Raw genomic sequence first — 25,107 nt, forward strand, 5'->3', positions numbered from 1 at the left:
GCGGGGATGCCCGTCGCCGCCGGCTGCACGAGGTCAGCGCCGCAGCATCCGCACCGTCCAGATCACGAGGTCGGCGACCGCGTCGATGATGAGCAGGATGCCCACGCCACGGCCGATCCGCGACCGGCTGCGGCTGAACGCGATGCCGGTGGCCAACTCTGCCGTGCTGATCGAGGCTCCGAGCAGCGGACGCTTGCGCAGGAATCGTGCGAAGCGATCGAGCGGCCGGCCGCGACGGGTCAGCGACGTCGTCTCGACGAGGCCGCCGAGCAGGAAGTCGCCGGCTGTGCGGCCCCAGCCCCGTGGGGTGAAGCGGCGACCGGATGCCCGATCGTCGAGCCCTGCGGAGATCAGCGTGGCGGGTACGCCGAACGCCGCGATGAAGGCTTCGATCCGGGCTGTCTCCCCCACGACGCCGCCGAGCACCTCGGGCAGGCAAGCCCGCTGCGCGGCGGCGATGTCGATCGCATCTCCCATGTCGAGCCCGGCAAGCTCCTCGCCCGTGCCGTCGGCCTCGGTCAGCATCCGCCGATACACCTCGGCGCTCTCCGGCACCGTCATCGCGTCGATCTCGAGCACGGGTCGTGTGTGCTGTTCGGAGTTCGGCCAGATCATGGCCGTGCGCCCACGCGGTGAGGTGATCTCGACCCAGGCGTCGCCGTGCGCCGGCAGGTTCACCTCGATGATCGGACCGTCGGCGCTGCCACCGGAGACCGCCATGTGCGGGCGGTCGGTGCGATAGCCGTACAGCGACCAGGTGCCCACCTCGAGATAGTCCACGCTCGTCTGCAGGATCTGCGCGGTCAGCCGCGCGCCCCACGGTCCGCGTCGCGAGAACTCCGCCACCTGCACCGGATCGACGGCGAACAGGTCCTCATCCAGCTCGGCATCGCCATCCGGCATCCCGAATCCCGCGAGGTCCTCCGGGGACGCCGCCGAGTCATCCAGCTGCTCGAACGCCTCACTGAACTGCTCGTCGAGTTCGGCATCCACCGCCTCGAGCGCATCATCCACGAACCCGAGGTGCAGCGTGAGCCCCTCAGCGTCGAACAACTCCAGCAGATGCTGGGCGGTCAGGTCGAATCGCAGCCTGCCATCCGCGTCGAGGGCGACGACATCGCCGCTGTCGGTGACCGGGATCAGCAGCACGGTCTCGTCGCCGTCGAAGCCGCGCACCGCGGCGAGCACCCGCTCATCGCGCAGGATGCGCTCAGCCGCCGACGTCGGGTCGTCACCGCCGCCCGAATCGACCGAGGCGTACGTGATCTGAAAGGCGATCTGTTCTGCTGACACCTCTCGAGGCTACCCGGCAGGCGCTGTGGGCAGACTCTGAATGAACGCCGGATCACCCATCATCGGCACCGACACGCACACCGAGACGAGCAGCATGGTCACGACGAAGCCGACCAGCGGAAGCCACCAGGCCGCGCGTCCGCGCTTGAGTCGCCGGAACGACAGCCAGGCGGTCGCAGCGTAGCCGACGACCATCACGATCACCGCGATCGTTCCCCACACACGGGCGGCTGCGAAGTTCGAGAACTCCCCCTCGACCCCGAGCATCTCCAGAGAGGTGCTCAGCGTGGTGGACAGATCCAGGAAGCCGGGGATCGACGAGACGACGTTGACCAGACCGAGCGCGAGCAGCACGATCGTGACGAGACGATTCATCGGTCCGGCGGCACGTGCGGGCGCATCCGACACAGCCTGTGAACCCGCCGTCCCGAGCGGCGCGACGGCGTGATGCGCTGGTGCCTGCGGAGGCATCGGTGCGAACTGCGAATGTGGCGTCGGATGCCCGCCCGCGGGGGCGCCCGCGGCGGCGTTCGGCTCCAACGGCGGCAGACCCGCCGCGGCGCGCTGCTCCTCGGGAGTCGCGTACTCGCCGTACTGCGGCCGATCCATGCTCATGCGCGGACAGCCCGCCCGCCGAGGGCACGCTCGTCGCGCTTGCCCGTCAGGTCTTGGCGCAGCTCCTTGGGCAGCGAGAACATCAGGTCCTCCTCGGCCGTGCGCACCTCTTCGACGTCGTGGTAGCCCGCACCGCTGAGGGCAGCGAGCACTTCCTCGACGAGCACCTCTGGCACCGAGGCGCCGCTGGTGATGCCGACGGTGTTCACTCCGTCGAGCCACTCCTGCTTGACCTCTTCGGCGTAGTCCACGCGGTACGCGGCCTTCGCGCCGTACTCCAGCGCGACCTCGACCAGACGCACACTGTTCGACGAGTTGGCTGAGCCGACGACGATCACGAGATCGGCGTCCTTGGCGACCTTCTTGATCGCCACCTGACGGTTCTGGGTGGCGTAGCAGATGTCATCCGACGGCGGATTGTGCAGCTCGGGAAAGCGCGTGCGCAGGCGATTGACCGTCTCCATGGTCTCGTCGACCGACAGCGTGGTCTGCGAGAGCCAGACGACCTTCGACGGGTCCGTGACCTGCACGGTGTCCGCCTCTTCAGGCGAGTTCACGATCGTGACGCGCTCGGGCGCATGCCCGGCCGTGCCCTCGACCTCTTCGTGCCCCTCGTGGCCGATCAGCAGGATCTCGAAGTCGTCGCGCGCGAAGCGCACGGCCTCGCGGTGCACCTTGGTCACCAGCGGGCACGTCGCATCGATCGCGTGCAGTCCGCGGTCCGATGCCGTGTTCACCACGGCCGGCGAGACGCCGTGCGCGCTGAACACGATGTGCGCGCCCTCTGGCACCTCTTCGACCTCCTCGACGAAGATCGCGCCCTTCTGCTCGAGTTCTGTGACGACGTGGATGTTGTGCACGATCTGCTTGCGCACGTACACCGGCGAACCATAGCGCTCCAGCGCCTTCTCGACCGCGACGACCGCGCGATCGACACCGGCGCAGTACCCGCGCGGGGCCGCCAGCAGCACCCGCTTCGCACCGTCGACAGGGACGTCACGCAGCGGCGCGGTGCCCACGGGGCGGGGCATGCGAGGAACGGGCAGGATAACGGCGCTCATGGCCTCGAGTCTATCCGCGGGCGCCTTGGCAAGGGCCGGGAGCGCGCGCCGGACGACCGGCGTCGGCGGCATCCGGAACAATGGATGCATGACCGTCTTCGAAGCCACTGCAGTCCCAGGCGAGCCGCCGCCGGCCGACTCGGTTTCGCCGCGCGAGTCATCCCCTGATGCCCCGACGTCCATCGCCAGGCTGAACGCCACCATCCGTGACTTCGTCGCCCAGTGGGGAACCGTGTGGGTCGAGGGTGAGATCACGTCATGGAACCAGCGCGCCGGCAACATCTTCGCGCGCCTCAAAGACGTGAGCTCCGACGCGCACATCTCGATCAGGGTGTGGTCGAGCGTGCGCGCACGCATCCCCGGCGACCTCGCCGTCGGCGATCACGTCATCGCCGCGGTCAAGGCCGACTACTTCGTCAAGGGCGGCGACTTCAGCTTCATCGTCTCGGCGATGAAGCACGTCGGGCTCGGCGACCAACTGGAGAGGCTCGAGAAACTGCGTGCCCAGCTGCGCCAGGAGGGGCTGTTCGACTCGGCGCGCAAGAAGCCGCTGCCGTTCCTGCCGCGCTGCATCGGGCTGATCACCGGTGAGCGCTCGGACGCCGAGAAGGACGTGCACCGCAACGCCGAGCTGCGCTGGCCGCAGGTGCGCTTCCGCACCGAGCACGTGGCGGTGCAGGGCGACCGCAGCGTCGCCGACATCCTCGCAGCGCTGCAGAGACTGGATGCCGATGACGAGGTCGACGTGATCATCATCGCCCGCGGCGGCGGCGACCCGCAGACGCTGCTCGGATTCAGTGACGAGCGACTCATCAGGGCGGTGGCGGCAGCATCCACTCCCGTCGTCAGCGCGATCGGGCATGAGAACGACCATCCTCTTCTCGACGACGTCGCCGACCTGCGCGCCTCGACGCCGACCGATGCCGCCAAGCGCGTCGTCCCGGACGTCGGCGAGCAGCGCGCCATCGTCGCGCAGCTGCGCGCGCGAGCCACGACCCGGCTGACCCAGCGCATCAGCCACGACATCGCGCAGCTCGAGCAGCTGCGCTCGCGTCCGGTGCTGCGCTCGCCCGACCCGATCATCGAGCAGCGCGCGCAAGAGGTGTGGCTGCTGGCCTCACGCGGGCGCGACACCGTCACCCGCCGATGGGATGCTGCGCAGCGCACCACCTCCGAGCTGCGCGCCTCGCTGCGCGCGCTCTCCCCCGCCGCCACCCTCGCGCGCGGCTACGCGATCGTGCACCACGACGGCGGGCGCATCCTCACGGACGCCGCCGATGCCCCGACGGGCACAGTGCTGACCGTCACCGTCGACCGCGGGTCGCTGCACGCACGCTCCGAAGGGCAGATCGAAGAAGGCGGATAGGATGGAGGGTGTGACCGCGCCCAACGAATCACCCGTCGAATCACCCGTCGAATCGCTGTCGTTCGAGGCCGCGCGCGACGAGCTCGTGCGAGTGGTCGCCGAACTCGAGCAGGGTTCGCCCACCCTTGAGCACTCGCTCGCCCTGTGGGAGCGCGGCGAGGCGCTGGCCGCCAGGTGCGAGGAGTGGCTGGTCGGCGCGAAGCGCCGGCTGGATGCTGCACGTGCAGCATCCGATGGAGATGAGTGATGAGCAAGCAGCCGACGGTCGTCGCGGGTCTCGGACGCCCTGAGACCCCGCAGGAGACCGCCGATCGCAAGGCCGAGTCGAGCCACGTCTACCGCTCGAGCCAGACCTTCCGCAACCTGATCGCGGCGCTGATCGTCACGGTCGCAGTCGTCGTCATCGTCGTCTTCGCCGTCCCCCGCGGCGAGCGCGTGCCTGCCCCCGAGATCGACGTCGCCGCCATCGCGGCCGATGTCGAGACGAGCATGCAGCGCCCCGCCCTCGTGCCCGATGCCGACGACTTCTGGCGCGTGAACGCCGCCGCCCTCGAGGGAGGCGCTGTCACCGTCTGGAACGTCACCCTGGCGCCGGCCGCCGACGATGAGCGCGGTTTCGTGCGCGTCGCGCAGGCGTTCAACGCCGATGTGGCCTGGGCGCCGCAGGTGCTCGGCGGCAAGGCGCCGACCGGCACGATCACCATCGACGGTCGCGAATGGGACGAGTTCAAGATCGGCAAGGCGACCGATGCGAATGTCTCGTACGCCATCGGCACCCAGGCCGGGCCCGACTACGTGCTGCTCTACGGTTCGCGATCCGCCGAGTCCACCGCTGAACTCGCCGATTCCCTGTCCGCGCAACTGGATGACCTGGAGGAGGCCGAATGACGACGACGATCACACCCGCCGAAGCATGGCAGGAGATGCTCGACGGCAACCGACGGTTTGTGTCCGGAGAAGCGCGGCATCCGAACCAGGGTGCCGACCGACGTGCTGAGATCGCCGAGGGCCAGCATCCGATCGCGACGTTCCTGGGCTGCTCGGACTCGCGCGTCGCCGCTGAGACCCTCTTCGACGTGGGGCTGGGCGACCTGTTCACCATCCGCAACGCCGGTCACATGGTGACGGACTCGGCCGTGGCGAGCATCGAGTTCGCCGTCGCCCTGCTCGATGTGCCCCTGTTGATCGTGCTCGCGCACGACTCGTGCGGCGCGGTGAGCGCGGCGGTCAAGGGCACGGCGATCGACGCCGAGCCGATCCCCATGAACATCTGGAAGCTCATCGCCCCGATCGTCCCTGCCGCACGCCGCGTGCTGCACGAGACCGGTGGCACCTCGGTCGACGACATCGACCCCGAGAAGGTCGGGCGCGAGCATCTGCGCGGCACCGTCAAGGCTCTGATGCAGTCCTCCGAGATCATCAGCGATGCCGTCGCCGCAGGGCGCCTGGCCATCGTCGGCGCGAAGTACCGTCTGGTCGATGGCACGGCCGTGCCGGTCGTCCAGGTCGGCCTCACCGATACAGACATCCCCTCTCTCGCAAAGGAGCAGCAGTGACTGACACCGAGTACCGCATCGAGCACGACACCATGGGTGAAGTGCGTGTGCCCCTGAACGCGCTGTACAGCGCGCAGACCCAGCGTGCCGTCGAGAACTTCCCGATCTCGGGCTCTGGTCTCGAATCCACTCAGATCGCCGCGCTCGCACGCATCAAGAAGGCCGCAGCCCTCGCCAACAAGGAGCTCGGCACCCTCGACGGTGACATTGCCGACGCGATCGCGGCCGCTGCAGACCTGGTGGCCTCCGGCAAGCACGACGGCGAGTTCCCCGTCGACACGTACCAGACCGGTTCTGGAACCTCGTCGAACATGAACATGAACGAGGTGCTCGCGAATCTCGCCACCGGCATCCTCGGTGCGCCCGTCCACCCGAACGACCACGTCAATGCGTCGCAGTCGTCCAACGATGTCTTCCCGACGTCGGTGCACATCGCCGTCACACAGGCACTGATCGACACGTTGATCCCGTCGCTCGATCACCTCGCCGTCGCCCTCGAGGCGAAGGCCGAGCTGTGGAAGGACGCCGTGAAGTCGGGCCGCACCCACCTGATGGATGCCACCCCCGTCACCCTCGGCCAGGAGTTCGGCGGCTACGCCCGCCAGATGCGCCTCGGCATCGAGCGTGTGCAGTCGGCGCTCCCCCGCGTCGCTGAGGTCCCGCTCGGCGGCACGGCGGTCGGCACCGGCATCAACACGCCGCTCGGCTTCCCGCAGAAGGTCATCGAGCTGCTCGCCGCCGAGACCGAGCTGCCGATCACCGAGGCCAAGGATCACTTCGAGGCGCAGGCCAACCGCGACGGCCTGGTCGAGGCATCCGGTGCACTGCGCACCATCGCCGTGTCGCTGACCAAGATCAACAACGACCTGCGCTGGATGGGCTCGGGCCCCAACACGGGCCTCGGCGAACTGCACATCCCCGACCTGCAGCCCGGCTCGTCGATCATGCCAGGCAAGGTCAACCCGGTCGTGCCGGAGGCCGTGCTGATGGTCTGCGCCCGCGTGATCGGAAATGACGCGACAGTGGCCTGGGCCGGTGCGTCCGGCTCGTTCGAGCTGAACGTCGCGATCCCGGTGATGGGCACAGCGCTGCTCGAGTCGATCCGCCTGATCTCCAACGCCGTGCGCGTGCTGGCCGACAAGACCATCGACGGCCTGGAGGCCAACGTCGAGCGCGCCGCCGCCTTCGCCGGCATGAGCCCCTCGATCGTGACGCCGCTGAACAAGGTCATCGGATACGAGGCCGCGGCGAAGATCGCCAAGCACGCCGTCGCCAAGGGTATCACCGTGCGCGAGGCCGTGATCGACCTCGGCTACGTCGAGCGCGGCGAGATCAGCGAAGAGGTGCTCGACCAGAAGCTCGACCTGCTGTCTATGACGCACGCCGGCTGACGCTGCTGTCCGCGCCTGTGGGCTGACGCGCCTGCACACTTTTCCCCGCCCTGCACACGAATCCTCGGATTCCGTGTGCAGAGCGGGGTTTTCTGTGCATGGGCGTCGTGTCCGATTCCTCCTGCACAGTCTGCGGATCGTCGCGGGTTGTCCCCAGAGCAGGGATTTCCGGCGGGAGCAGGATGCGACGTTGGTCAGAGTGGATGCCATGCTCTCCGCCTCTGACACCATCGACCGCCTCGGCGGCATCGCGCGCAGCGCTCAGTTGTATGGGTTGGGTTTCGACCGTCGATCGCTCGCCACGTGCGTGGCGAAGGGCGAGATCCGGCGCCTTCGGCCCGGTGTCTTCGGTGCCCTGTCGCTGCCCGGCGACCTCCGCACTGCGGCTCAGCATGGCGGGGCGCTGACCTGTGTCAGCGTCCTTCGCCGAGCGGGTGTCTGGACCGTTTCCGAATCGGACGTTCCGCACGTCTGGCTGGGACCGGGCCGCCACTCAAGTGCCCACGTCGGATGCCAGTGCATCGACCACTATCAGAAGGGCCGCCCGCCGATCGGCGCCGCGTCCCTCGTCACCGCATTGCTGCATTTCCGTCAGTGCGAGGGGGACGAGGAGTTCTTCGCAGCGTTCGAATCCGCGTGGAGCAAGGGACTGCTGTCCAGATCCGAACGCGCTGCGGTACGGGCAGGTCTGCCAATGAGTGCCCGCTGGCTCGTGGATCTGGCTCGCCCCGATGCCGACAGCGGCCTGGAGTCGCTGCTGCGCCTGCGGCTGCACATCCTTGGCATTCAGCTGCAGTGCCAGGTGAAGATCGACGGCGTCGGACGCGTCGATTTCGCGGTCGCTGATCGGCTCATCATCGAGGTGGACGGAAAGGAGAATCACGACGGTCACAGCATGCGTCACAAGGACTTGGTTCGGGATGCTGCCGCTTCCGCCCTGGGGTACGAAACCCTTCGATTCGACTACGCACAGGTGCTCCATGACTGGGAGACAGTCCAACGAGCGATCGTGGGTGCGCTGCTGCGGTTGAAGGTGCACGCATGACCGAGTTTGTGGATAACTCCAGCACGGTTCCCGACATACGGGTTAGCGTGGGCGGGTGACGATGACGACCGCGCCTGTGAAGACCGTGCTCATTCGAGCGGGCGCCGCGCTCATCGCCGGCGGCCTCATGCTCGGGATGCTGTCCGCCTGCTCCCCCGCGGAGCCCGAGCCGACCCCGACGAGGACCGCGCTGTTCGCCGGTGAGGACGAGGCGTTCGCGGCGGCGGAGGAGACGTATCGGGCGTACAACGATGCCTTGAATGAGGTGGATACCGAAGACCCTCATACCTTCGAGTACGCGTTGAAGCACTCAACCGGCGACTTCGAGAGTCGCGACCGCAAGAACTTGAGCACTATGCACGCTGAGGGCTACAAGATGACAGGTGACTCAGTTGTTCAAAGCTTCGCGGGAGAGAGCTACGACTCCTCCGAGGGCGTAGTCGTTGGAATAGTGTGCATCGACGTCAGCGAAACTGACATCGTTGATTCGAGCGGCGGGTCGGTGGTCGCTGACGATCGTCCTGATGTTTATGGCGCAACCGTGACCTTCATCGCGAAGGGAGAACGGTTGCTGATTTCCCGCGCCGACAAGGCTGAGGACGGCCAATGCGTCGGGGCATAGCAGCTGCGCTCTTGGTAGCGCTGATGGTTTTGATCTCATCTCCGCCGGCAGCTGCGTCAGACGACGACGGCATCGCCGGCACAGACATCATCGCCGGCACCGAGGGGAATCGCCTCGACGTGCAAGGGACCGAGTCAACGCCAGGATCCCGTGGAGATGGCGGTGATAGAGGCGCTGACTCCGGCGGAGGCATCCAAGACGCCGGCTACGTACCGCCCCCGCGGCGCACTGCAGCGGAGTGTCTGACCAATTGGAGCAACATGATCTCCTGTTGGGAGTTCGTCAACCAGCCCGAAGAAGGCGAAGACCCCGAGGAGGCCACGCCCGCGATCCCCGAGATCACGATCACTGACCTTGCCAGCTTCTCCCCCGAGCCGGGGATCCTCGCGGGCGAGCCGGACAACCTCGGCGTCGCAGGGCTCCCGACCAACTTCACGACCGACGCTGACGTGCACACGCAGGCCGGCGAACTGTTCGGCTTCCCGATCCAGGTGCGATTCACGCCCGCCACGTACACGTTCCTGTACGGAGATGGTGAGTCGCGGGCATCCGACACTGCCGGCACCAGCTGGGACGACCTCAAACAGGCCCAGTTCACGCCCACTGACACCAGCCACTCCTACGCCGAACGCGGCACCTACGATGCCAGTGTCGACGTCTCGTACACCGCCGAGATCGACCTCGGCGTCGGGTGGTTCCCCATCGACGGCCAGTTGACCATCACCGGAGCCACGCAGGAGATCCGCATCTACGAGGCGCACACCGCCCTCGTCGCGCGCACCTGCGACGAACAGCCCACCGCCCCCGGCTGCTGACCCACCCCGCGCCGGCACCGCCCGCCTCACGCGCGCACGGAACGGGGGGCCGACCGTAAACTCGCCAGACACCCATCGCGCCCGGCTGCAAGGCAACCGGGCGCGGGGGCGAACTCCGCTGAACCCCCTCAGCTGAGCTCGCTGCCCTCCAGCAGTTCGGTGACCAGCGCCGCGATAGCCGAGCGCTCCGAGCGCTGCAGCGTCACGTGGGCGAACAGGTCGTGGCCCTTCAGTGTCTCGATCACGCTGGCGACGCCGTCGTGGCGCCCCACGCGCAGGTTGTCGCGCTGACCGACATCGTGGGTCAGCACCACTCGCGAGTTCTGACCGATGCGGCTCAGCACCGTCAGCAGCACGTTGCGCTCCAGTGACTGCGCCTCGTCGACGATCACGAAGGCGTCATGCAGTGAGCGACCGCGGATGTGCGTGAGCGGCAGCACCTCCAGCATCCCCCTGGCGATGACCTCCTCGAGAACGTTCCCTGAGACGACCGAGCCGAGCGTGTCGAACACGGCCTGACCCCACGGGTTCATCTTCTCGCCCTGGTCACCGGGCAGGTATCCGAGTTCCTGGCCACCCACCGCGAACAGCGGGCGGAAGACGATGATCTTCTTCTGCTGCTGCCGCTCGAGCACCGATTCCAGACCCGCGCACAGCGCCAGGGCCGACTTGCCGGTGCCGGCGCGTCCACCCAGCGACACGATCCCGACTTCGGGGTCGAGCAGCATCTCGATCGCGATGCGCTGCTCGGCAGAGCGCCCGTGCATGCCGAACAGCTCGCGGTCACCGCGCACCAGCCGGAACTCCCCGTCGGCGACGACCCGCCCCAGCGCCGAGCCGCGCTCGGAGTGGATCACGAGCCCCGTGTTCACCGGCACTCCGCGCAGGTCCTCACTGAGGCCGACCTCGCTCTCGTACAGATCGCTCATCTCATCGCCCGACAGATCGAGCGTCGTGATGCCGGTCCAGCCCGAATCCACGGCCTGCTCAGCAAGGTACTCCTCCGCCGCCAGCCCCAGCGATGCCGCCTTCACCCGCATCGGCAGATCCTTCGAGACGATGGTGACGTCCTGCCCGTCCTGCGCGAGCTGCGCGGCGGTGGCGAGGATGCGGCTGTCGTTGTCACTGAGCCGGATGCCGGCCGGCAGGATCGACATGTCGGCATTGCCCAGCTCTACCCGCAGCGTGCCGCCCTCGCCGACCTCCACCGGGAAGTCGAGCCGTCCGTGCTCGATGCGGAGTTCATCGAGGTGGCGCAGTGCGCGGCGGGCGAAGTAGCCCAGCTCGGGGTCGTGACGCTTGTTCTCGAGCTCCGAGATCACGACGACCGGAAGAACGATGGAATGCTCCGCGAAGCGGAACAGTGCCTGCGGATCACTCAGGAGCACGGAGGTGTCGAGCACATATGTGCGAAGAGCCGTGTCGTCATGCGACACGGCTCCGGTTTCGATCTTCCGGCTGGTGGACGTCTGCTGCGCTGTACGTGTGGTCACGATCCACTCCTACTTCCCGGGAGTGATCCCGGCTCTGCAGCGAGTCGACCAGGGGCCACGAGTCGCGAACCTTGAGGCCGACTCGACCGGGCACGGTGCCCGATGCCTTGAAGGTACGACTCAGACGCAGAGACGACGCGCAGGACGCGCGGGCGTGTCGCCTTAAGAGATCGTGAACGGTGCGTGATCGGATGCCATCAGCGCCCCCTCCAGCATCCGCAGTGTCTCGTCGTCGGTGCCCGCGTGCGGCGCCACGCGCACCGTCTCCCCTCGCGCCGTCGCCGTCACGCCGGCGTCGGCGAGCGCCTGTGCGAGCCGCGCCGGATCGGCGGGCGCCAGGACCACGATGCCCGCGCGCTGCGCGCGCTCGCGCGGCGATGCCACCGGCACGCCCGCCCGATCGGCGATCTCGATGACAGCATCCACCCGTTTTGCGAGAAGCTTCTCGATCTCGGCGACCCCGATGTCACGCACGTCCCTCAGCCCCGCCGCCAGGCGCGCCGCGGCGAGCGGGTCGGGTTTGCTGACGCCGTAGGCCTGTCCGGATGCCGCCGGATCGGGAAGCGAGTCGACGAACAGTCCGTCGACGGTCGTGCCAGTGGTGCCGCTGAGCACCGGGGCGATGCGCTCGCGGGCCCGAGCGTTGAAGCGGGCGAAGCCCGTGCCGCGGCCCGCGCGCACCCACTTGTATCCGTGTCCGACGACGACGTCCGCGAGCGCGTAGTCATCGTCGACGACGCCGAAGGACTGCACGGCATCGAGCACCAGCAGCCGGTCGGGCCCGATCGCATCACGCAGCGCGGCGAGATCGATGCGGTATCCGGTGCGGAAGTCGACGTGGCTCACCGTGACGGCCGTGACGTCCTCGTCGAGCGCCGCGGCGATGACGTCCGGCGTCACGCGTCCGTCCGCGGGAGTGATCCAGCGCGGCGTCAGCGCCGTGCCGCGCGACTGCGCAGCCCGATGCAGCGTGAGACTGACGGCCGGGAATTCGGCCGTCGACACCAGCACGTCTCCGGTCAGCCCGTAGAACGCCTGCATCAGCCCGTGCGTCGACGAGTTGTGCAGCGTCACATCGGCAGCGTCGGCGCGCAGCAGCTCGGCGAGCAGCTCGCGCGCGCGGCCCTCGTACTCGAACATGGTCGGCACCGATGTCGGATACCCGCTGCCGAGCATCTCCAGGCCGCGGATCGCCTCGTCGCGCACGGTCGTAGAAATCGGCCCGAAGGCCGCCCAGTTCAGATAGCCAGGCACGAGATCGAACGTGGCGAGGTAGTCGGTGGCGCTCATCCGCTCAGTCTGCCACCGGGTGCGGACGTTCGCCCAGGGGACCGCCGGGTCAGCGCCCGAAGCGACGGTCGCGGTCGGCGAAGTCGCGGATCGCGCGCAGGAAGTCGACTTCACGCAGATCCGGGCCCAGCGCCTCGACGAAGTAGAACTCGCTGTGCGCGCTCTGCCAGAGCAGGAAGTCGCTCAGGCGCTGCTCGCCGCTGGTGCGGATCACCAGGTCCGGATCCGGCTGGCCGCCGGTGTACAGGTGCTCGCCGATCATCTCGGGGGTGAGGTGCGCGGCGAGGTCGTCGAGTGTCCCACCTGAGGCGTTGTGCTGACTGATGATGCTGCGCACAGCATCCACGATCTCATTGCGCCCGCCGTATCCGACCGCGAGGTTCACGTGCAGCCCGGTGTGATCGGCGGTACGGCGCTGCGCCTCGTCGAGAACGCGTGACAGCTCGGCCGGCAGGATGTCGGAGCGGCCGACGTGCTGCACGCGCCAGTTGCCCTGCTGCGACAGCGTGTCGGCGAGTTCGGCGATGATCTCGATGAGATCGCCGATCTCCTTTGAATCGCGCTTGGTCAGATTGTCGGCCGAGAGCAGGTAGAGCGAGACGACCTCGACCCCGAGCTCATCGCACCAGCCGAGGAATTCGCGCATCTTCGCGGCGCCGGCACGGTGGCCCTCCGCGGCGGATTCGTAGCCGAGCTGCCTGGCCCAGCGACGGTTGCCGTCGATCATCATCGCGACGTGATGGGGAACGGATGCCGGGTCGATGCGCCTTCGAAGACGGTTCCCATAGAGCCGATAAAGCGGTCCCCGCCCCGAGCTCTCGCGTTCACTCACGTGCCTACGCTACCGCCACAGACGGCGCCTCCCTGTGACTGCCCAGGATATGTACGGCAGACGGAATGGGCGCGAGCCTAGAGTGAGCACGTGAGCACCCGCCGTTCAGACAACGCCGACGTCCCAGAACTGCCGCTGATGGCGGCGGCCGACGCGGATGCCGCGGTCGAGATCAAACCGACCTGGCGCGGGTGGATCCACGCAGCCGTCTTCCCGATCGCGATCGCCGCCGGAATCGTGCTGATCGTCCTGGCGCAGGGCACCCCGGCGAAGTGGGCGGCGGCCGTCTTCATGACCTCGTCGCTGCTGCTGTTCGGCAACTCCGCGCTGTACCACCGGTTCGACTGGGGGCCGAAGACCAAGGCCGTGCTCAAGCGCATCGACCACGCCAACATCCTGCTGCTGATCGCCGGCACCTACACGCCTCTCGCCGTGCTGGCGCTTCCGCCCGAGAAGGGCACACTGCTGCTGTGGCTGGTGTGGGGCGGCACAGTGCTCGGCATCCTGTTCCGTGTGTTCTGGATCAACGCGCCGCGCTGGTTGTACGTCGCGCTCTACCTCGCGCTCGGCTGGACCGCCGTGATGTACATGGGCGACCTGCTGACCGCCAACGCCGCGATGATGGTGCTGGTGATCGTCGGCGGGCTTCTCTACACGGGCGGCGCGATCGTGTACGCGCTGAAGAAGCCCAATCCGTGGCCGGGTCATTTCGGCTTCCACGAGATCTTCCACGTCTGTACCGTGCTGGCGTTCCTGTGCCACTGGGTCGCCTGCCTGCTCATCTCGCTCGCACCGTACTCCCCCTCGCTCGGGCTGCCGGCGTAACGCGAAGCCTTCCAGCGCTCCACCCGCCCGTACGGCGTTACGCTCGACAGAGACCCCTCAGCAAGGAGCATCCCCATGGCCGATGTCGAGAGCTTCACCCTCGATCACACCGCTGTCATCGCCCCGTACGTGCGCCTGATCGGCGTCGAGCACGGCCCCAAGGGCGATGCGATCTCGAACTTCGACGTGCGCTTCGTGCAGCCGAACGAGGGCGAGATCCCCACCGCCGGACTGCACACCATCGAGCACACGCTGGCCAGCGTGCTGCGCGACCACATCGACGGCGTGATCGACATTTCGCCGTTCGGATGCCGCACCGGCTTCCACTTGATCATGTGGGGCGAGCCGGCGATCGTCGACGTCGTGAGCGCGGTCCGCGCTGGGCTGGAGTTCATCGCCGGTCCCGCCGAGTGGAGCGACGTGCCCGGCGTATCCGCCGTCGAGTGCGGCAACTACCGCGACCACAGCCTGCATTCCGCGAAGGAATGGTCGAAGCGGATCCTCGAGCAGGGCATCAGCCTCGACGCGTTCGCCCGCGTCGGCGTCTGAGCCCGGGACGTCTGAGCCCGCGGCTCAGGACTTCGTCGAGTCGCCGTCCGATTCCTCGCGGGCGGCCTCTTCAGCATCCAGCTCCTCGCGCACTTCCTCGCGATAGCGCACGCGGCGGATGCGGCGGTTCATGTCCCAGATGAGCAGGATCACGACGACGACGATCAGCACGATGATCGCGAAGCCGGCGAATCCCGGGGTCACGGAGTCCGGATCGACCGTCATGGTCGGCGTCGGCATCGGGGTGTTCTCGCCGAACAGGATCATGATTCCGCCTTCTCTCCGCAGGTCGAATACCCTGGGAGTACCAGCCTATCCGCCACCCGAGATGCAGGAGACCTGTGACCACCGCACGTGAGCTCGATGAGCGCTACGGCCGCAAGGGCCGTCGTCCCCTCCCGTGGATCATCGGAGGTGTGCTGGCCGTCGCCGTCATCGTCTTCTTCGGATGGACGACAGTCGCCAAGCAGATGAATGCGGTGGATGCTGCTGATCTGGGATTCACGGTCGTCGACACGCACAGTGTGGACCTCCGCTTCCAGTTCACGGCGCCTCGCGGTGCCGACGTCGCCTGCGCCGTGGAGGCGCTCGATGTCGAGTTCGGCGTGGTCGGCTGGAAGATCGTCGAATTCTCCGGCAACGAGTCGCACACTCAGGGTGTGCAGGTCAGCATCCCGACGGTCGCCGAGGCGACGACCGGTTTGGTGAAGTCCTGCTGGGTCGCCTAGAATCGTGGCCAGATGACCGACGCCCCGGCCCATGCCGGGGCGTCTTGGCATATCCCCGGGCATCGAATGATGTCCCGGCACTCCCCAAGCCCCTGCCGGGGCCCGCACAAAGGAGCACGCTGTGTCCACAGACGCTCAGGTACCGTTCCTCACGCAGGAGGCGTACGACCGGCTCGTCGACGAGCTCGAGACCCTTTCGACCACTGGCCGCGACGAGATCGCGGCGCGCATCGAGGCGGCCCGCGAAGAGGGCGACCTCAAGGAGAACGGCGGATATCACGCTGCCAAGGACGAGCAGGGCAAGCAGGAGGCTCGCATCCGCACGCTGCAGCAGCTGCTGAAGACGGCCAAGGTCGGCGAGGCTCCTGCCAGCCGCGGGATCGTCGAGCCCGGCACCGTCGTCACCGCGCTCGTCGCGGGTGACGAGGAGGTCTTCCTGCTCGGCAGCCGTGAGATCGCCGCCGCCGGCGTCGACCTCGACGTCTACAGCGAGGCGAGCCCGCTCGGCCAGGCCATCATGGGCCTCAAGGTCGGCGCGAAGTCCAGCTACGAAGCACCGAACGGCCGCGCGATCTCCGTCGAGATCACCGGCGTCGAGACGTACACCGGCTGAGTCCCCCAGAACCGCGAGACGGCGGGATGCCCCAGGGCATCCCGCCGTCTTCTCGTTGCAGGGACCTGATCAGTCGGGCAGCACCGAGGGCTCGTATCCGGCCGCGCGCAATGCGTCGAAGGCCAGCTGGGTGTGCTCGGGCCCGCGGGTCTCGATCGAGAGTTGCAGGATCATGTCGCTGATCTGCAGGCCGTGCCCGTGCCGCGTGTGCAGTACCTCCATGACGTTCGCACCGACCTGCGACAGGATCTCACTGACCTTGGCCAGCTGACCGGGTCGATCCGGCAGCGGGATGCGCACGGTGGCGTAGCGTCCCGAGGCCGCCAGCCCATGGGCGACGACGCGCTGCAGCAGCATCGGGTCGATGTTGCCGCCGGACAGGATCGGCACCGTGGTGCCGTTGGCCTTCACCTTGCCGGCCAGAATCGCGGCGACGCCCACTGCGCCGGCGGGCTCGACGACGACCTTGGCGTGCTCGAGCAGCACGAGGATGGCGCGGGCGATGTCGTCCTCAGAGACGGTGACGACGTCGTCCACGAGATCGCGGATGATCTCGAACGGCACCGCGCCGGGTTCGGCGACCAGGATGCCGTCGGCGATGGTCGGCTGCGTCTTGATCTCGACCGGGTGCCCGGCTGCCAGCGACGGCGGCATGGCCGCAGCGCGTTCGGACTGCACGCCGATGATGCGCACGGTACGGCCGGCCTCGGCGGCCGCCTGCTTGATGGCCGCCGCGACACCCGCGATCAGTCCGCCGCCGCCGATGCCCATGATCACGGTGTCCAGGTCGGGGACGTCGTCGAAGATCTCCAGGCCCAGCGTGCCCTGTCCGATCACGACGTCGCGATGATCGAAGGGGTGGATGAGCACGGCGCCGGTGCGCTCGGCAAACTCAGCCGCGAGGCGCAGCGAGGTCGCGACGGTGTCGCCCTCCAGCACCACCTCAGCTCCGTATCCGCGCGTGGCGAGCAGCTTCGGCACCGGCACGCCGAGCGGCATGAAGATCGTCGCCGCGATGCCGAGCGACTGCGCCGCGAGTGCCACACCCTGCGCGTGGTTGCCGGCGGATGCTGCGACGACACCTCTCACGCGCTCCTCTGGCGTGAGCTGGGCGAGGCGGTACGTCGCACCGCGGATCTTGAACGACCCGGTGCGCTGCAGGTTCTCCATCTTCAGCAGCACCGTCGCGCCCAGCGTCTCGGTGAGGGCGCGGGAGAGCTCCGTCGGCGTGTGCGAGATCACCCCGTCGAGGCTCTCGGCTGCTGCTCTGAACTCGGCAAGGCTCGGGCCTGTGGTCATCGATTCCTCCTCGGCCGCTCACGCGGCACTGTGCTCCAGATGAGATCTGCTTGTGGGTCTTCGCCGGTGCGCCACGCGCCGGTGCTGATCGTCACCGCGGCGACGTTGATGAACGCGGCCAGCGGCACGGCGAACAGCGCACCGGGGATGCCTGCGATCATCGCGCCTCCCGCGACCACCAGCACGACGGCCAGCGGATGCACCTTCACGGCGGCGCCCATCATGAGCGGCTGCAGGATGTGCCCCTCGACCTGCTGAACGAGCAGCACGACACCGAGCATCGCCAGCGCGATCCACGGCCCGTTGTAGACCAGCGCCAGGAACACCGCGATCGTGCCGGTCAGCACGGCACCGACGATCGGGATGAACGAGCCGAGGAACACCAGCACCGCGACGGGAATGGCCAGCGGCACGCCGAGCAGCGCCGCACCAGCGCCGATGCCGACGGCATCGATCGCAGCGACGGCGAGCTGCGTCCTGGCGTAGTTGACGACCGTGTCCCAGCCGTTGGTCGCGGCGGCATCGACAGCAGGCCGAGCGCGACGAGGGAAGACCTTGAGCGTCCAGCGCCAGATCCCGCCTCCGTCGGCGAGAAGGCAGATGAGGATGAACAGAGCGAGCAGCGTGCCTGTGACGATGTGCGCTGCAGTGCCGGTGACAGCGCCGGCGGCATTCCACAGCAGCGACGCCTGCTCCGTGAGCAGATTGAGTCCCTGCTGGATGAAGTCGTCGATCTGCTTGGCTGTGAGGTTGAGCGGCCCGTCGAGCAGGAACGTGCGCAGCTGGTCGATCGCCTCCTTGGTCTTGGCCTGCACATCTGGCAGTTGCAGGCGCACCTGCCAGACGACCAGCCAGACCAGTCCGGTGACGATGCCGAGGGTGGCTCCGATGGCGACCGTGATCGCCAGCCACCGGGGGAAGCGCGCGCGCATCATCAGCTGGAATCCCGGCCACAGCAGGGCGGTGATCAGGATGCCGACCATGAGCGGGATGACCAGGAGCTTGAGCAGCATCACCAGCCAGATGAACAGGGCGATGGCTCCGGCGATGACGAGTAGACGCCAGGAATACGCCGCGGTCAATCTGAGCGATCGAGGCACGGCCTCATCGGCCTCGATCTCCACGATTCGGTGGGTGGACGGCGGATCGGCACGGAACGGATTGCGGAACCTCGGTCTGGGGTTGTCGCTCATTGTGCAATTCTACGTATCGTCATGTGATCGCCCCGGCATGATGTCGGTGGTGCCGCATAGTCTGGCCGAATGGCTCCTGCGATGACCGCGACCAAGATCCCCACGCTGAGTGCTTCCGAGGCGCGCCGGATGACGCTGGCGGCGCAGGGCTTCTCACGGCGGATGCCCGATGCTGTCGCTCCCCGGCATCTGCATCGCGCCATGGAGCGCCTTGGCGTGCTGCAGATCGACTCGGTGAACGTGTTCGCCCGGTCGCACTACATGCCGATGTTCTCGCGTCTGGGCGACTACGACCCGACGCTGCTGGATCGCACCTTCGTCTCGCGCACCACGCACTACGTCGAGTACCTGGCCCACGAGGCCACCTTCATGCCGGTGGCGGACTGGCCGCTGTGGGGGTTCCGCATGCGGGCGTGGCAGGAGCGCGTGTCGACGCCGGACGCCTGGGGGCACGTGCACGCCCGCACGCTGGACTGGGTGCGGGCCGAGCTGCGCGACCGCGGACCGCTGCGTCCGGCCGACCTGCGCGAGGACGCCCCGCGGGATCGCGGCACGTGGTGGGATTGGGACGAGGCGAAGCTCGCCCTCGAGCATCTGTGGCGCAATGGTGAGGTCGCGATCGCCGGCCGGATCGGCTTCGAGCGGCGCTACGGCCTGGCCGAGCAGATCATTCCCGCCGACGTGCTCGGCACCGAGATCAGCCGCGAAGATGCGGTGCGCGAGCTGGTGCGCCGCGCGGCGCGATCGTACGGAGTGGCGACGGTCGCCGATCTCAACGACTACTACCGACTGCGCGACCAGGCGGCCGTGCGATCGGCGGTGGACGACCTCGTCGACTCTGGCGAGCTGGAGGCCGTGACCGTACGGGGGTGGGAACGCGGCGGACGCCCGATCCCGGCCTGGCGGCACCGTGAGGCCGCGCTCCCCCGCCGGATCGACCGGGCGGCCCTGCTGACCCCGTTCGATCCGGTCGTGTGGTTCCGAGACCGCGCGCTGCGGGTGTTCGACCTCGACTACCGCATCGAGATCTACGTGCCGGCGGCCAAGCGCCGCTACGGCTACTACTCGCTGCCGGTGCTGGTCGGCGATCGCATCGTCGCCAGAGTCGATCTGAAGGCCGACCGCCCAGCATCCGCTCTGCAGGTGCAGTCGGCGTGGTGGGAACCGCACGCCGACCCGCTTCGTGACGCTGAGCGCGTTGCCGAAGAGCTGGTGCGCGCGGCGCGCTGGCAGGGGCTGGAACGGCTCAGCGTGTCAGGCTGGGGTGATGCGTCGGATGCTGTCGCGCGTGCGCTGCACGGCAGCGAGCCGCCGATCGAACGCCATCAGCATCCGAGGGAAGCCGCCTAGAGGTCTAGAACTGCACCCGCGGCGGCTCGGAGATCGCGCCGTCGTCGGCGACCTCGAAGAACTCGCGCTCGGTGAAGCCGAGCCCGCGCGCGAACATGTTGTTCGGGAACACCTTGATCTTGGTGTTCAGCTCGCGAACGCCGCCGTTGTAGAACCGGCGGGCAGCCTGGATCTTGTCCTCGGTGTCGACCAGCGAGTGCTGCAGCTGCAGGTAGTTCTGGCTGGCCTGCAGCTGCGGGTAAGCCTCGGCCACGGCGAAAAGACTGCGCAGCGCCTGCTGCAGGTGCCCCTCGGCGACGCCGGCCTCAGCGGGCCCGGTCGCCGACAGTGTCTCAGCACGAGCCCTGGTGACGCCCTCGAAGACGGCCTTCTCGTGCGCGGCGTAACCGCGCACGGTCTCGATCAGATTCGGGATCAGATCCGCCCGCCGCTTCAGCTGCACGGTGATGCCGCTCCACGCCTCATCGACGCGCACATTCAGCTGCACCAGCGAGTTGTATGTCGCCCACAGATAGATGCCGACGAGCACCAGCACGCCGACGACGATCAGTACCGGCCACAGCCATTCCATGCGGAGCCCCCTCGAGAATCGAAAACCATCCTATGCGGCGATCACTGCGGATCACCTGGGCGACAGGCGTGAATCACGCACCGAGGATGCGCTCCAAGTGCCTGTTGCCGAACACGCGCTGCGGGTCGAGCCGATCGCGCAGCGCGACGAAGTCGTCGAACCGCGGATAGCGCTCGCGCAGCTGGTCGGCATCGAGGCTGTGCAGCTTGCCCCAGTGCGGACGTCCGCCGTAGCGCAGCATGATCTGCTCCACGGCGTCGAAGTATTCGCGGGGGTCCGCGCGCCAGTAGCGGTGCACGGCGATGTAGGCGCTGTCGCGCCCGGAGGCGGTCGACATCCACAGATCATCAGATGCTGCGAAGCGCACCTCCACGGGGAACTCGACCGACCAGCCGCGATCGGCGATGAGCTGCTGCAGCTCGCGGAATGCCGACACAAGGTGCTCGACCGGGATCGCGTACTCCATCTCGCGGAAGCGGACGGTGCGGCTCTGCGTCAGCACGGCGTTCGACCGGTCGGTGTACTCGCGGTCGCCGGTCATCTTCACGGCCAGACGATTGAACGGCGGGGTGATCGCGGGCACTGCCTGAGCGGTGGCGCAGACCATCCGGTAGATGCCGTTCGAGAGCAGCGTCTCGTCGATCCACTTGCCCACCGGAGGCAGCGGCTTGCGCGGGGTGGACTCGGGCAGACGGGTCTGTCGCTTGGTGAGGGCGACGTCGGTGTGCGGGAACCAGTAGAACTCGAAATGATCGTTCTCGGTGGCACGCTCGTGCACTGTGTCGAGCACGTCCGCGAGCGGGGCCGGTTCATCGACCGCGTGCAGGATGAACGCCGGAACACACTGCAGCGTCACCTCGACGATGATGCCGAGCGCGCCGAGGCTGAGCACGGCCGCACCGAGCAGCTCATTGTTGTGCGTCTCGTCGATGCGCAGGAACTCGCCGTCGGCGGTGATCATGCTCAGCCCGCGCACCTGGGTCGCGATGCCGCCGAAGCCAGACCCCGTGCCGTGCGTGCCTGTCGAGATCGCCCCGGTGATCGACTGCCGATCGATGTCACCCAGGTTCTCCATCGCGAGGCCGTGCGGGCGCAGCAGCTCGGGGATGCGGTGCAGGCGCGTGCCACCGCGCAGCGTGACGCGCCCGCGCTCAGCATCCACCGAGACGACACCCTGCAACTCGTCGAGCTCGACCAGCACGCCTGGCGCGACGGCGATGCCGGTGAAGCTGTGCCCCGCGCCGACGGCTTTGATCGTGAGTCCTTCAGCGGCCGCCGCCTTGACAGCGCGCTGCACGCCCTCCGCCGAACGCGGACGCTCCACCCGCACAGGGCGCACACTGGCCGAGCGGCCCCAGTTCTGCCAGGTTCCGCCGGGTCGTGTCATAAGAACGTCTTTCCTTCGCCTCGATAAGTGGGGATCTCGTCGATGACGACGCCGTCGGCGACGAGGTGGTACGTGTCGACCCGTTCGGCCGGCTCGCCGCTCTTGGCGTGCCGGAACCAGACGCGGTCGCCGATCTTCAGGTCGCGCGCGGTCTCGCCGCGCAGTGGGGTCTGCACTTCACCCGCCGCCTCGCGGGGCATCGTGCGCAGGTGCTGTGGCCAGACCGGCAGCGGCTGCCGTGACGCGACGGCGGGTCCAGAGGCGATCCATCCGCCGCCGAGAACGGTGGCGATGTCGGGCTCGGGCTTGCGCACGACGTCGAACGCGAAGGCGGTCGCCGGTGCGGGCGAGAACGAGCGGTACCCGTCGAAGAGGTGACCGGCAAGCAGTCCGCTGCCGGCCGTGGCCTCGGTGAGCGACTGGTCGCTGCCGGTGAACTCCAGTGATCCGGTGCCACCGCCGTTGAGGAACTCCAGCGGGGCGACGTCGAGCATCGCCTCCGCGATCTCGGCACGGCGCCGTCGCAGCTCGTCACGGGAACGGGCCTGCATCATGCGGATGATCGGAGCGTCGGCGCCCGCGGCATCCCCCTGCCCTGCGATCTGCGCCTCGTACATCTGCAACCCGACCAGCGTGAATCCGGGACGACGCACCACCTGCCGGGCGAAGCCGGCGACGTCGGCCGCGGTGAACAGCGACGAGCGGCGCACGCCGATGTGCCCGAGTGCCGCCGACCGCAGCGAGGCGTCCACGTCGATCGCGACGCGGACGTCAGGACGCTTGCCGGGTGCCGCGATGGCGTCGATGAGGTCGAGGTGGGCAAGGTCGTCGATCATCAGCGTGATGCGCGCCGCGAGCTTCTCATCGGCCAGCAGGGTCGCCAGCCCCGCCTTGTCGACGGTGGGATAGCCGAGCACGATGTCGTCGTGATCCTCAGCGAGCCAGAGCGCCTCGGCGAGGGTGAATGCGAGGATGCCACGGTAGCCGGGCAGGGCGAGCACAGCATCCAGCACCGCGCGCACGCGCACCGACTTCGTCGCGACGCGAATCGGGATGCCGCCGGAGCGCACCAGCAGATCCATGGCGTTGTACCGCAGCGCGTCGCGCTCGATGACGGCGACGGGTGCGGGCAGATGGGCCGTCGCTTCCGTCAGCGAGCGCCAGTAGCGCGCAGGCGAGCGCCACGCGGCATCGCGAGAGGAGGAATCCGGGCCCACATCGGCAGTCTTCGGGCTCTGTTCAACAGTGAGGTCGAGCACCCCTCTACCTTACGACCAAATCGGACTGAGTTTCACAACTCGTGAGACGCTGGTTCATCTTCGTGGCGCCACTTCGTGCCCCCACTGGGATTCGAACCCGCCCCACCGGCCCTCCACCCGCCGCTTCGCGTCGCGCGGAGCCTCCGCCGGCGTGGGCCCTAGTCTGGGTCTCACCCAGTGGCGCCACTTCGTGCCCCCACTGGGATTCGAACCCAGACTGAAGCGATTTTAAGTCGCCTGCCTCTGCCGTTGGGCTATGGGGGCCCACCGATCAGCCTAGCGACGCGAAAGGACCCGCACGATCGCTCGCGCGGGTCCTTCAGCAGTCAGGTGATCAGGCGTCGGCCTTGACCGTCTCCGCCTTGACGTCGGTCTTCTTGGCAGGCGTCTTGCGGGCTGCCGGCTTCTTCGGTGCGGCCACCTCAGCGGTCGACGCGTCGGCCTTCTCAGCCGAGGTCTTCACCGGTGCCTTGCGGGCCGGAGCCTTGCGCGCGGCAGGCTTCTTGGCGGCGTCCTTCGCAGGCGCTGCATCTGCTTCTGCCTTCGCCGGGGCATCCTCCGTCTTCGCCGGAGCCGGTGCGGGCGCCGCGGCGACCGCAGGACGCGGACGCGCTGCGAACTCCTCGAACGCGGCACGGGGCTGCTGCACAGCCTCGAGGTTCACGATGTCGCGGCCGAGCCACAGGTTGTTCCACCAGCCCCACAGCACGCGCCACTTGCGCTCCCACGTCGGCATGGCCAGGCCGTGGTAGCCGCGGTGTGCGATCCAGGCGACGAAGCCCTTCAGCGCGATCTTGCCGGACTGGAAGACGCCGTTGTACAGGCCGAGGCCTGCGACAGCGCCGAGGTTCTTGTGGAAGTACTCCTTGGTGCCCTCACCGCGCAGCACGGCGACGAGGTTCTTCGCGAGCACCTTCGCCTGACGCACGGCATGCTGGGCGTTCGGCACGCAGTAGCCGCCCACACCGCCGCCGGACAGGTCCGGCACGGCCGAGACGTCACCGGCGGCCCAGGCACCCTCGACGGGAGCCTCGGCGGTGCCGACGCGCAGGTCGGCGCGGGTCTGGATGCGACCGCGTTCCTCGACGGGCAGGTCGCCGCCGCGCACGACGGTCGGGTTGGCCATGACTCCTGCGGTCCAGACGATCAGGTCGGTCGGGATGACCTGGCCGGTGGAGAGCTCGACGTCGCCGCCGACGGCACCCGTGACCTGAGTGTCGAGGTGCACGTTGGCACCGCGCTTCGCGAGGTCCTTGAGCACCCACTCGCTGGTCTTCAGCGAGACCTCGGGCATGATGCGCCCCATGGCCTCGATGAGGTGGAAGTGCGTGTCGTCGAAGGTCAGCTGCGGGTACTTCGACACCAGCGACGAGGCGAGCGAGCGCAGCTCGGCGAACGCCTCGATGCCGGCGAAGCCGCCACCGACGACGACGACCGTCAGCAGACGGTCGCGCTCGGGGCCGGCGGGGATGGAAGCGGCCTTGTCGAAGTTCGACATCAGCTTGTCGCGCACGGCGACGGCCTCTTCGATGGTCTTCAGCCCGATGGCGTTGTCGGCGATGCCCGGGATCGGGAATGTGCGCGAGACTGCACCGGCGGTGACGACGATCTGGTCGTATGCGAACTCGTAGGACTCACCCACGGGCGGCGTGATCGTGGCGACCTTGTTCGCGTGATCGATGCCGGTGATCTTGGCCGTGATGACGTTGGTGCGCTTCAGATGGCGGCGGTGCGCGACGACCGCGTGGCGCGGCTCGATCGATCCGGCGGCGACCTCGGGCAGGAACGGCTGGTACGTCATGTACGGCAGCGGATCCACCATCGTCACATCAGCTTCACCCTTGCGAAGGTGCTTCTCGAGCTTCCATGCGGTGTAGAAACCTGCGTAGCCTCCACCGACAATCAGAATGCGGGGTGCAGTGCTGTTCTGAGGCACAGGGGGACAACTCCTCGT

General features: G+C 68.0%; 26 protein-coding genes and 1 tRNA gene. 13 read left to right on the forward strand and 14 right to left on the reverse strand.

Translation table 11 applies throughout. The features are described 5' to 3' along the window. Nucleotides 1-33: 33 nt before the first annotated feature. The 3 genes from MNR00_RS11900 to MNR00_RS11910 are packed head-to-tail and all read right to left on the reverse strand — an operon-like array spanning nucleotide 34 to nucleotide 2,939. Complete coding sequence (locus MNR00_RS11900; RefSeq protein ID WP_241926135.1) at nucleotides 34-1,293, reverse strand: hypothetical protein; 1,260 nt, start codon at nucleotides 1,291-1,293, stop codon at nucleotides 34-36. 9 nt (nucleotides 1,294-1,302) lie between these two features. Further along, nucleotides 1,303-1,908, reverse strand: coding sequence for a DUF6264 family protein (locus tag MNR00_RS11905; protein ID WP_241926136.1), 606 nt, complete (start codon nucleotides 1,906-1,908; stop codon nucleotides 1,303-1,305). Beyond that, nucleotides 1,905-2,939: a 4-hydroxy-3-methylbut-2-enyl diphosphate reductase gene (locus tag MNR00_RS11910; protein ID WP_241928837.1), complete on the reverse strand. Its 1,035-nt coding sequence runs from the start codon at nucleotides 2,937-2,939 to the stop codon at nucleotides 1,905-1,907. Before MNR00_RS11910 ends, MNR00_RS11905 begins: the two co-directional genes overlap by 4 nt. A gap of 118 nt (nucleotides 2,940-3,057) precedes the next feature. On the opposite strand from MNR00_RS11910, the gene xseA reads away from it, so the two are divergent. From xseA to MNR00_RS11950, 8 genes are all read left to right on the forward strand, one after another. Beyond that, a complete protein-coding gene (gene xseA / locus MNR00_RS11915; RefSeq protein ID WP_241926137.1) occupies nucleotides 3,058-4,335 on the forward strand; it encodes an exodeoxyribonuclease VII large subunit in 1,278 nt (425 codons plus the stop codon). 1 nt (nucleotide 4,336) lies between these two features. Beyond that, complete coding sequence (locus tag MNR00_RS11920; RefSeq protein WP_241926138.1) at nucleotides 4,337-4,582, forward strand: exodeoxyribonuclease VII small subunit; 246 nt, start codon at nucleotides 4,337-4,339, stop codon at nucleotides 4,580-4,582. Beyond that, complete coding sequence (locus MNR00_RS11925; RefSeq protein WP_241926139.1) at nucleotides 4,582-5,223, forward strand: DUF4245 family protein; 642 nt, start codon at nucleotides 4,582-4,584, stop codon at nucleotides 5,221-5,223. Before MNR00_RS11920 ends, MNR00_RS11925 begins: the two co-directional genes overlap by 1 nt. After that, nucleotides 5,220-5,891: a carbonic anhydrase gene (locus MNR00_RS11930; protein ID WP_241926140.1), complete on the forward strand. Its 672-nt coding sequence runs from the start codon at nucleotides 5,220-5,222 to the stop codon at nucleotides 5,889-5,891. Before MNR00_RS11925 ends, MNR00_RS11930 begins: the two co-directional genes overlap by 4 nt. Then, nucleotides 5,888-7,282, forward strand: a complete 1,395-nt coding sequence (locus MNR00_RS11935; protein ID WP_241926141.1) for a class II fumarate hydratase — start codon at nucleotides 5,888-5,890, stop codon at nucleotides 7,280-7,282. Before MNR00_RS11930 ends, MNR00_RS11935 begins: the two co-directional genes overlap by 4 nt. 94 nt (nucleotides 7,283-7,376) lie before the next feature. After that, nucleotides 7,377-8,327: a DUF559 domain-containing protein gene (locus MNR00_RS11940; RefSeq protein WP_241926142.1), complete on the forward strand. Its 951-nt coding sequence runs from the start codon at nucleotides 7,377-7,379 to the stop codon at nucleotides 8,325-8,327. A gap of 61 nt (nucleotides 8,328-8,388) precedes the next feature. After that, on the forward strand, nucleotides 8,389-8,949 hold the full coding sequence (locus MNR00_RS11945) for a hypothetical protein (protein ID WP_241928838.1): 561 nt from the start codon (nucleotides 8,389-8,391) through the stop codon (nucleotides 8,947-8,949). A 260-nt stretch (nucleotides 8,950-9,209) separates the two neighbouring features. Then, entirely contained in the window at nucleotides 9,210-9,764 is a 555-nt protein-coding gene (locus tag MNR00_RS11950) for a hypothetical protein (RefSeq protein ID WP_241926143.1), read from the forward strand. Nucleotides 9,765-9,892: 128 nt separating this feature from the next. On the opposite strand, the gene MNR00_RS11955 is transcribed toward MNR00_RS11950, so the two are convergent. The 3 genes from MNR00_RS11955 to MNR00_RS11965 form a co-directional block, all read right to left on the reverse strand. Then, nucleotides 9,893-11,215, reverse strand: a complete 1,323-nt coding sequence (locus MNR00_RS11955) for a PhoH family protein (protein ID WP_241928839.1) — start codon at nucleotides 11,213-11,215, stop codon at nucleotides 9,893-9,895. A gap of 204 nt (nucleotides 11,216-11,419) precedes the next feature. Then, nucleotides 11,420-12,547, reverse strand: a complete 1,128-nt coding sequence (locus MNR00_RS11960) for an aminotransferase class V-fold PLP-dependent enzyme (RefSeq protein ID WP_241926144.1) — start codon at nucleotides 12,545-12,547, stop codon at nucleotides 11,420-11,422. 49 nt (nucleotides 12,548-12,596) lie between these two features. Then, on the reverse strand, nucleotides 12,597-13,379 hold the full coding sequence (locus MNR00_RS11965) for an isoprenyl transferase (protein WP_241926145.1): 783 nt from the start codon (nucleotides 13,377-13,379) through the stop codon (nucleotides 12,597-12,599). A 138-nt stretch (nucleotides 13,380-13,517) separates the two neighbouring features. On the opposite strand from MNR00_RS11965, the gene MNR00_RS11970 reads away from it, so the two are divergent. Together MNR00_RS11970 and MNR00_RS11975 are read left to right on the forward strand one after the other, a co-directional pair. Next, nucleotides 13,518-14,204, forward strand: coding sequence for a hemolysin III family protein (locus MNR00_RS11970; protein ID WP_241928840.1), 687 nt, complete (start codon nucleotides 13,518-13,520; stop codon nucleotides 14,202-14,204). A gap of 75 nt (nucleotides 14,205-14,279) precedes the next feature. After that, nucleotides 14,280-14,753: an S-ribosylhomocysteine lyase gene (locus MNR00_RS11975; RefSeq protein WP_241926146.1), complete on the forward strand. Its 474-nt coding sequence runs from the start codon at nucleotides 14,280-14,282 to the stop codon at nucleotides 14,751-14,753. 24 nt (nucleotides 14,754-14,777) lie between these two features. On the opposite strand, the gene MNR00_RS11980 is transcribed toward MNR00_RS11975, so the two are convergent. Then, nucleotides 14,778-15,020, reverse strand: coding sequence for a hypothetical protein (locus MNR00_RS11980; RefSeq protein ID WP_241926147.1), 243 nt, complete (start codon nucleotides 15,018-15,020; stop codon nucleotides 14,778-14,780). A gap of 74 nt (nucleotides 15,021-15,094) precedes the next feature. Here MNR00_RS11980 and MNR00_RS11985 point away from each other — a divergent pair, with 74 nt between their 5' ends. Beyond that, the gene (locus MNR00_RS11985) at nucleotides 15,095-15,481 is read left to right on the forward strand and encodes a DUF4307 domain-containing protein (RefSeq protein ID WP_241926148.1); all 387 of its coding nucleotides are present in this window, start codon (nucleotides 15,095-15,097) and stop codon (nucleotides 15,479-15,481) included. 121 nt (nucleotides 15,482-15,602) lie between these two features. Next, nucleotides 15,603-16,094: a transcription elongation factor GreA gene (greA, locus tag MNR00_RS11990; protein WP_241926149.1), complete on the forward strand. Its 492-nt coding sequence runs from the start codon at nucleotides 15,603-15,605 to the stop codon at nucleotides 16,092-16,094. Between the two features lie 69 nt (nucleotides 16,095-16,163). On the opposite strand, the gene ilvA is transcribed toward greA, so the two are convergent. After that, nucleotides 16,164-17,393, reverse strand: coding sequence for a threonine ammonia-lyase (gene ilvA, locus MNR00_RS11995; RefSeq protein ID WP_241926150.1), 1,230 nt, complete (start codon nucleotides 17,391-17,393; stop codon nucleotides 16,164-16,166). After that, nucleotides 17,390-18,586, reverse strand: a complete 1,197-nt coding sequence (locus MNR00_RS12000) for an AI-2E family transporter (protein ID WP_241926151.1) — start codon at nucleotides 18,584-18,586, stop codon at nucleotides 17,390-17,392. Before MNR00_RS12000 ends, ilvA begins: the two co-directional genes overlap by 4 nt. 69 nt (nucleotides 18,587-18,655) lie before the next feature. Here MNR00_RS12000 and MNR00_RS12005 point away from each other — a divergent pair, with 69 nt between their 5' ends. Continuing rightward, nucleotides 18,656-19,936: a crosslink repair DNA glycosylase YcaQ family protein gene (locus MNR00_RS12005; RefSeq protein WP_241926152.1), complete on the forward strand. Its 1,281-nt coding sequence runs from the start codon at nucleotides 18,656-18,658 to the stop codon at nucleotides 19,934-19,936. 4 nt (nucleotides 19,937-19,940) lie between these two features. Here MNR00_RS12005 and MNR00_RS12010 read toward each other — a convergent pair whose 3' ends face one another. From MNR00_RS12010 to MNR00_RS12030, 5 genes are all read right to left on the reverse strand, one after another. Then, complete coding sequence (locus MNR00_RS12010; protein WP_241926153.1) at nucleotides 19,941-20,507, reverse strand: LemA family protein; 567 nt, start codon at nucleotides 20,505-20,507, stop codon at nucleotides 19,941-19,943. A gap of 73 nt (nucleotides 20,508-20,580) precedes the next feature. Next, complete coding sequence (locus MNR00_RS12015; RefSeq protein ID WP_241926154.1) at nucleotides 20,581-21,894, reverse strand: D-arabinono-1,4-lactone oxidase; 1,314 nt, start codon at nucleotides 21,892-21,894, stop codon at nucleotides 20,581-20,583. Continuing rightward, nucleotides 21,891-23,111 carry an alanine racemase gene (locus MNR00_RS12020; RefSeq protein ID WP_241926155.1) on the reverse strand — a complete coding sequence of 407 codons (1,221 nt, stop codon included), beginning with the start codon at nucleotides 23,109-23,111 and terminating at the stop codon, nucleotides 21,891-21,893. Before MNR00_RS12020 ends, MNR00_RS12015 begins: the two co-directional genes overlap by 4 nt. Nucleotides 23,112-23,344: 233 nt before the next feature. After that, a tRNA-Leu gene (locus tag MNR00_RS12025) sits at nucleotides 23,345-23,417 on the reverse strand. 70 nt (nucleotides 23,418-23,487) lie between these two features. After that, nucleotides 23,488-25,089 carry an FAD-dependent oxidoreductase gene (locus MNR00_RS12030; protein ID WP_241926156.1) on the reverse strand — a complete coding sequence of 534 codons (1,602 nt, stop codon included), beginning with the start codon at nucleotides 25,087-25,089 and terminating at the stop codon, nucleotides 23,488-23,490. Nucleotides 25,090-25,107 lie beyond the last annotated feature (18 nt).

Source organism: Microbacterium sp. H1-D42, from assembly GCF_022637555.1.
GTDB lineage: Bacteria > Actinomycetota > Actinomycetes > Actinomycetales > Microbacteriaceae > Microbacterium.

Excerpts from the sequence above, each read along its gene's own strand:
- ilvA (WP_241926150.1), bottom strand. The coding sequence starts at position 17,393 with ATGACCACAGGCCCGAGCCTTGCCGAGTTCAGAGCAGCAGCCGAGAGC.
- MNR00_RS11910 (WP_241928837.1), bottom strand. The coding sequence starts at position 2,939 with ATGCCCCGCCCCGTGGGCACCGCGCCGCTGCGTGACGTCCCTGTCGAC.
- MNR00_RS11905 (WP_241926136.1), bottom strand. The coding sequence starts at position 1,908 with ATGAGCATGGATCGGCCGCAGTACGGCGAGTACGCGACTCCCGAGGAG.
- MNR00_RS12000 (WP_241926151.1), bottom strand. The coding sequence starts at position 18,586 with ATGAGCGACAACCCCAGACCGAGGTTCCGCAATCCGTTCCGTGCCGAT.
- MNR00_RS12015 (WP_241926154.1), bottom strand. The coding sequence starts at position 21,894 with ATGACACGACCCGGCGGAACCTGGCAGAACTGGGGCCGCTCGGCCAGT.
- MNR00_RS12005 (WP_241926152.1), top strand. The coding sequence starts at position 18,656 with ATGGCTCCTGCGATGACCGCGACCAAGATCCCCACGCTGAGTGCTTCC.
- MNR00_RS11960 (WP_241926144.1), bottom strand. The coding sequence starts at position 12,547 with ATGAGCGCCACCGACTACCTCGCCACGTTCGATCTCGTGCCTGGCTAT.
- MNR00_RS11950 (WP_241926143.1), top strand. The coding sequence starts at position 9,210 with ATGATCTCCTGTTGGGAGTTCGTCAACCAGCCCGAAGAAGGCGAAGAC.
- MNR00_RS11930 (WP_241926140.1), top strand. The coding sequence starts at position 5,220 with ATGACGACGACGATCACACCCGCCGAAGCATGGCAGGAGATGCTCGAC.
- MNR00_RS12010 (WP_241926153.1), bottom strand. The coding sequence starts at position 20,507 with ATGGAATGGCTGTGGCCGGTACTGATCGTCGTCGGCGTGCTGGTGCTC.
- MNR00_RS11920 (WP_241926138.1), top strand. The coding sequence starts at position 4,337 with ATGGAGGGTGTGACCGCGCCCAACGAATCACCCGTCGAATCACCCGTC.
- MNR00_RS11945 (WP_241928838.1), top strand. The coding sequence starts at position 8,389 with ATGACGACCGCGCCTGTGAAGACCGTGCTCATTCGAGCGGGCGCCGCG.
- MNR00_RS11980 (WP_241926147.1), bottom strand. The coding sequence starts at position 15,020 with ATGATCCTGTTCGGCGAGAACACCCCGATGCCGACGCCGACCATGACG.
- MNR00_RS11975 (WP_241926146.1), top strand. The coding sequence starts at position 14,280 with ATGGCCGATGTCGAGAGCTTCACCCTCGATCACACCGCTGTCATCGCC.
- xseA (WP_241926137.1), top strand. The coding sequence starts at position 3,058 with ATGACCGTCTTCGAAGCCACTGCAGTCCCAGGCGAGCCGCCGCCGGCC.
- MNR00_RS11925 (WP_241926139.1), top strand. The coding sequence starts at position 4,582 with ATGAGCAAGCAGCCGACGGTCGTCGCGGGTCTCGGACGCCCTGAGACC.
- MNR00_RS11970 (WP_241928840.1), top strand. The coding sequence starts at position 13,518 with ATGGCGGCGGCCGACGCGGATGCCGCGGTCGAGATCAAACCGACCTGG.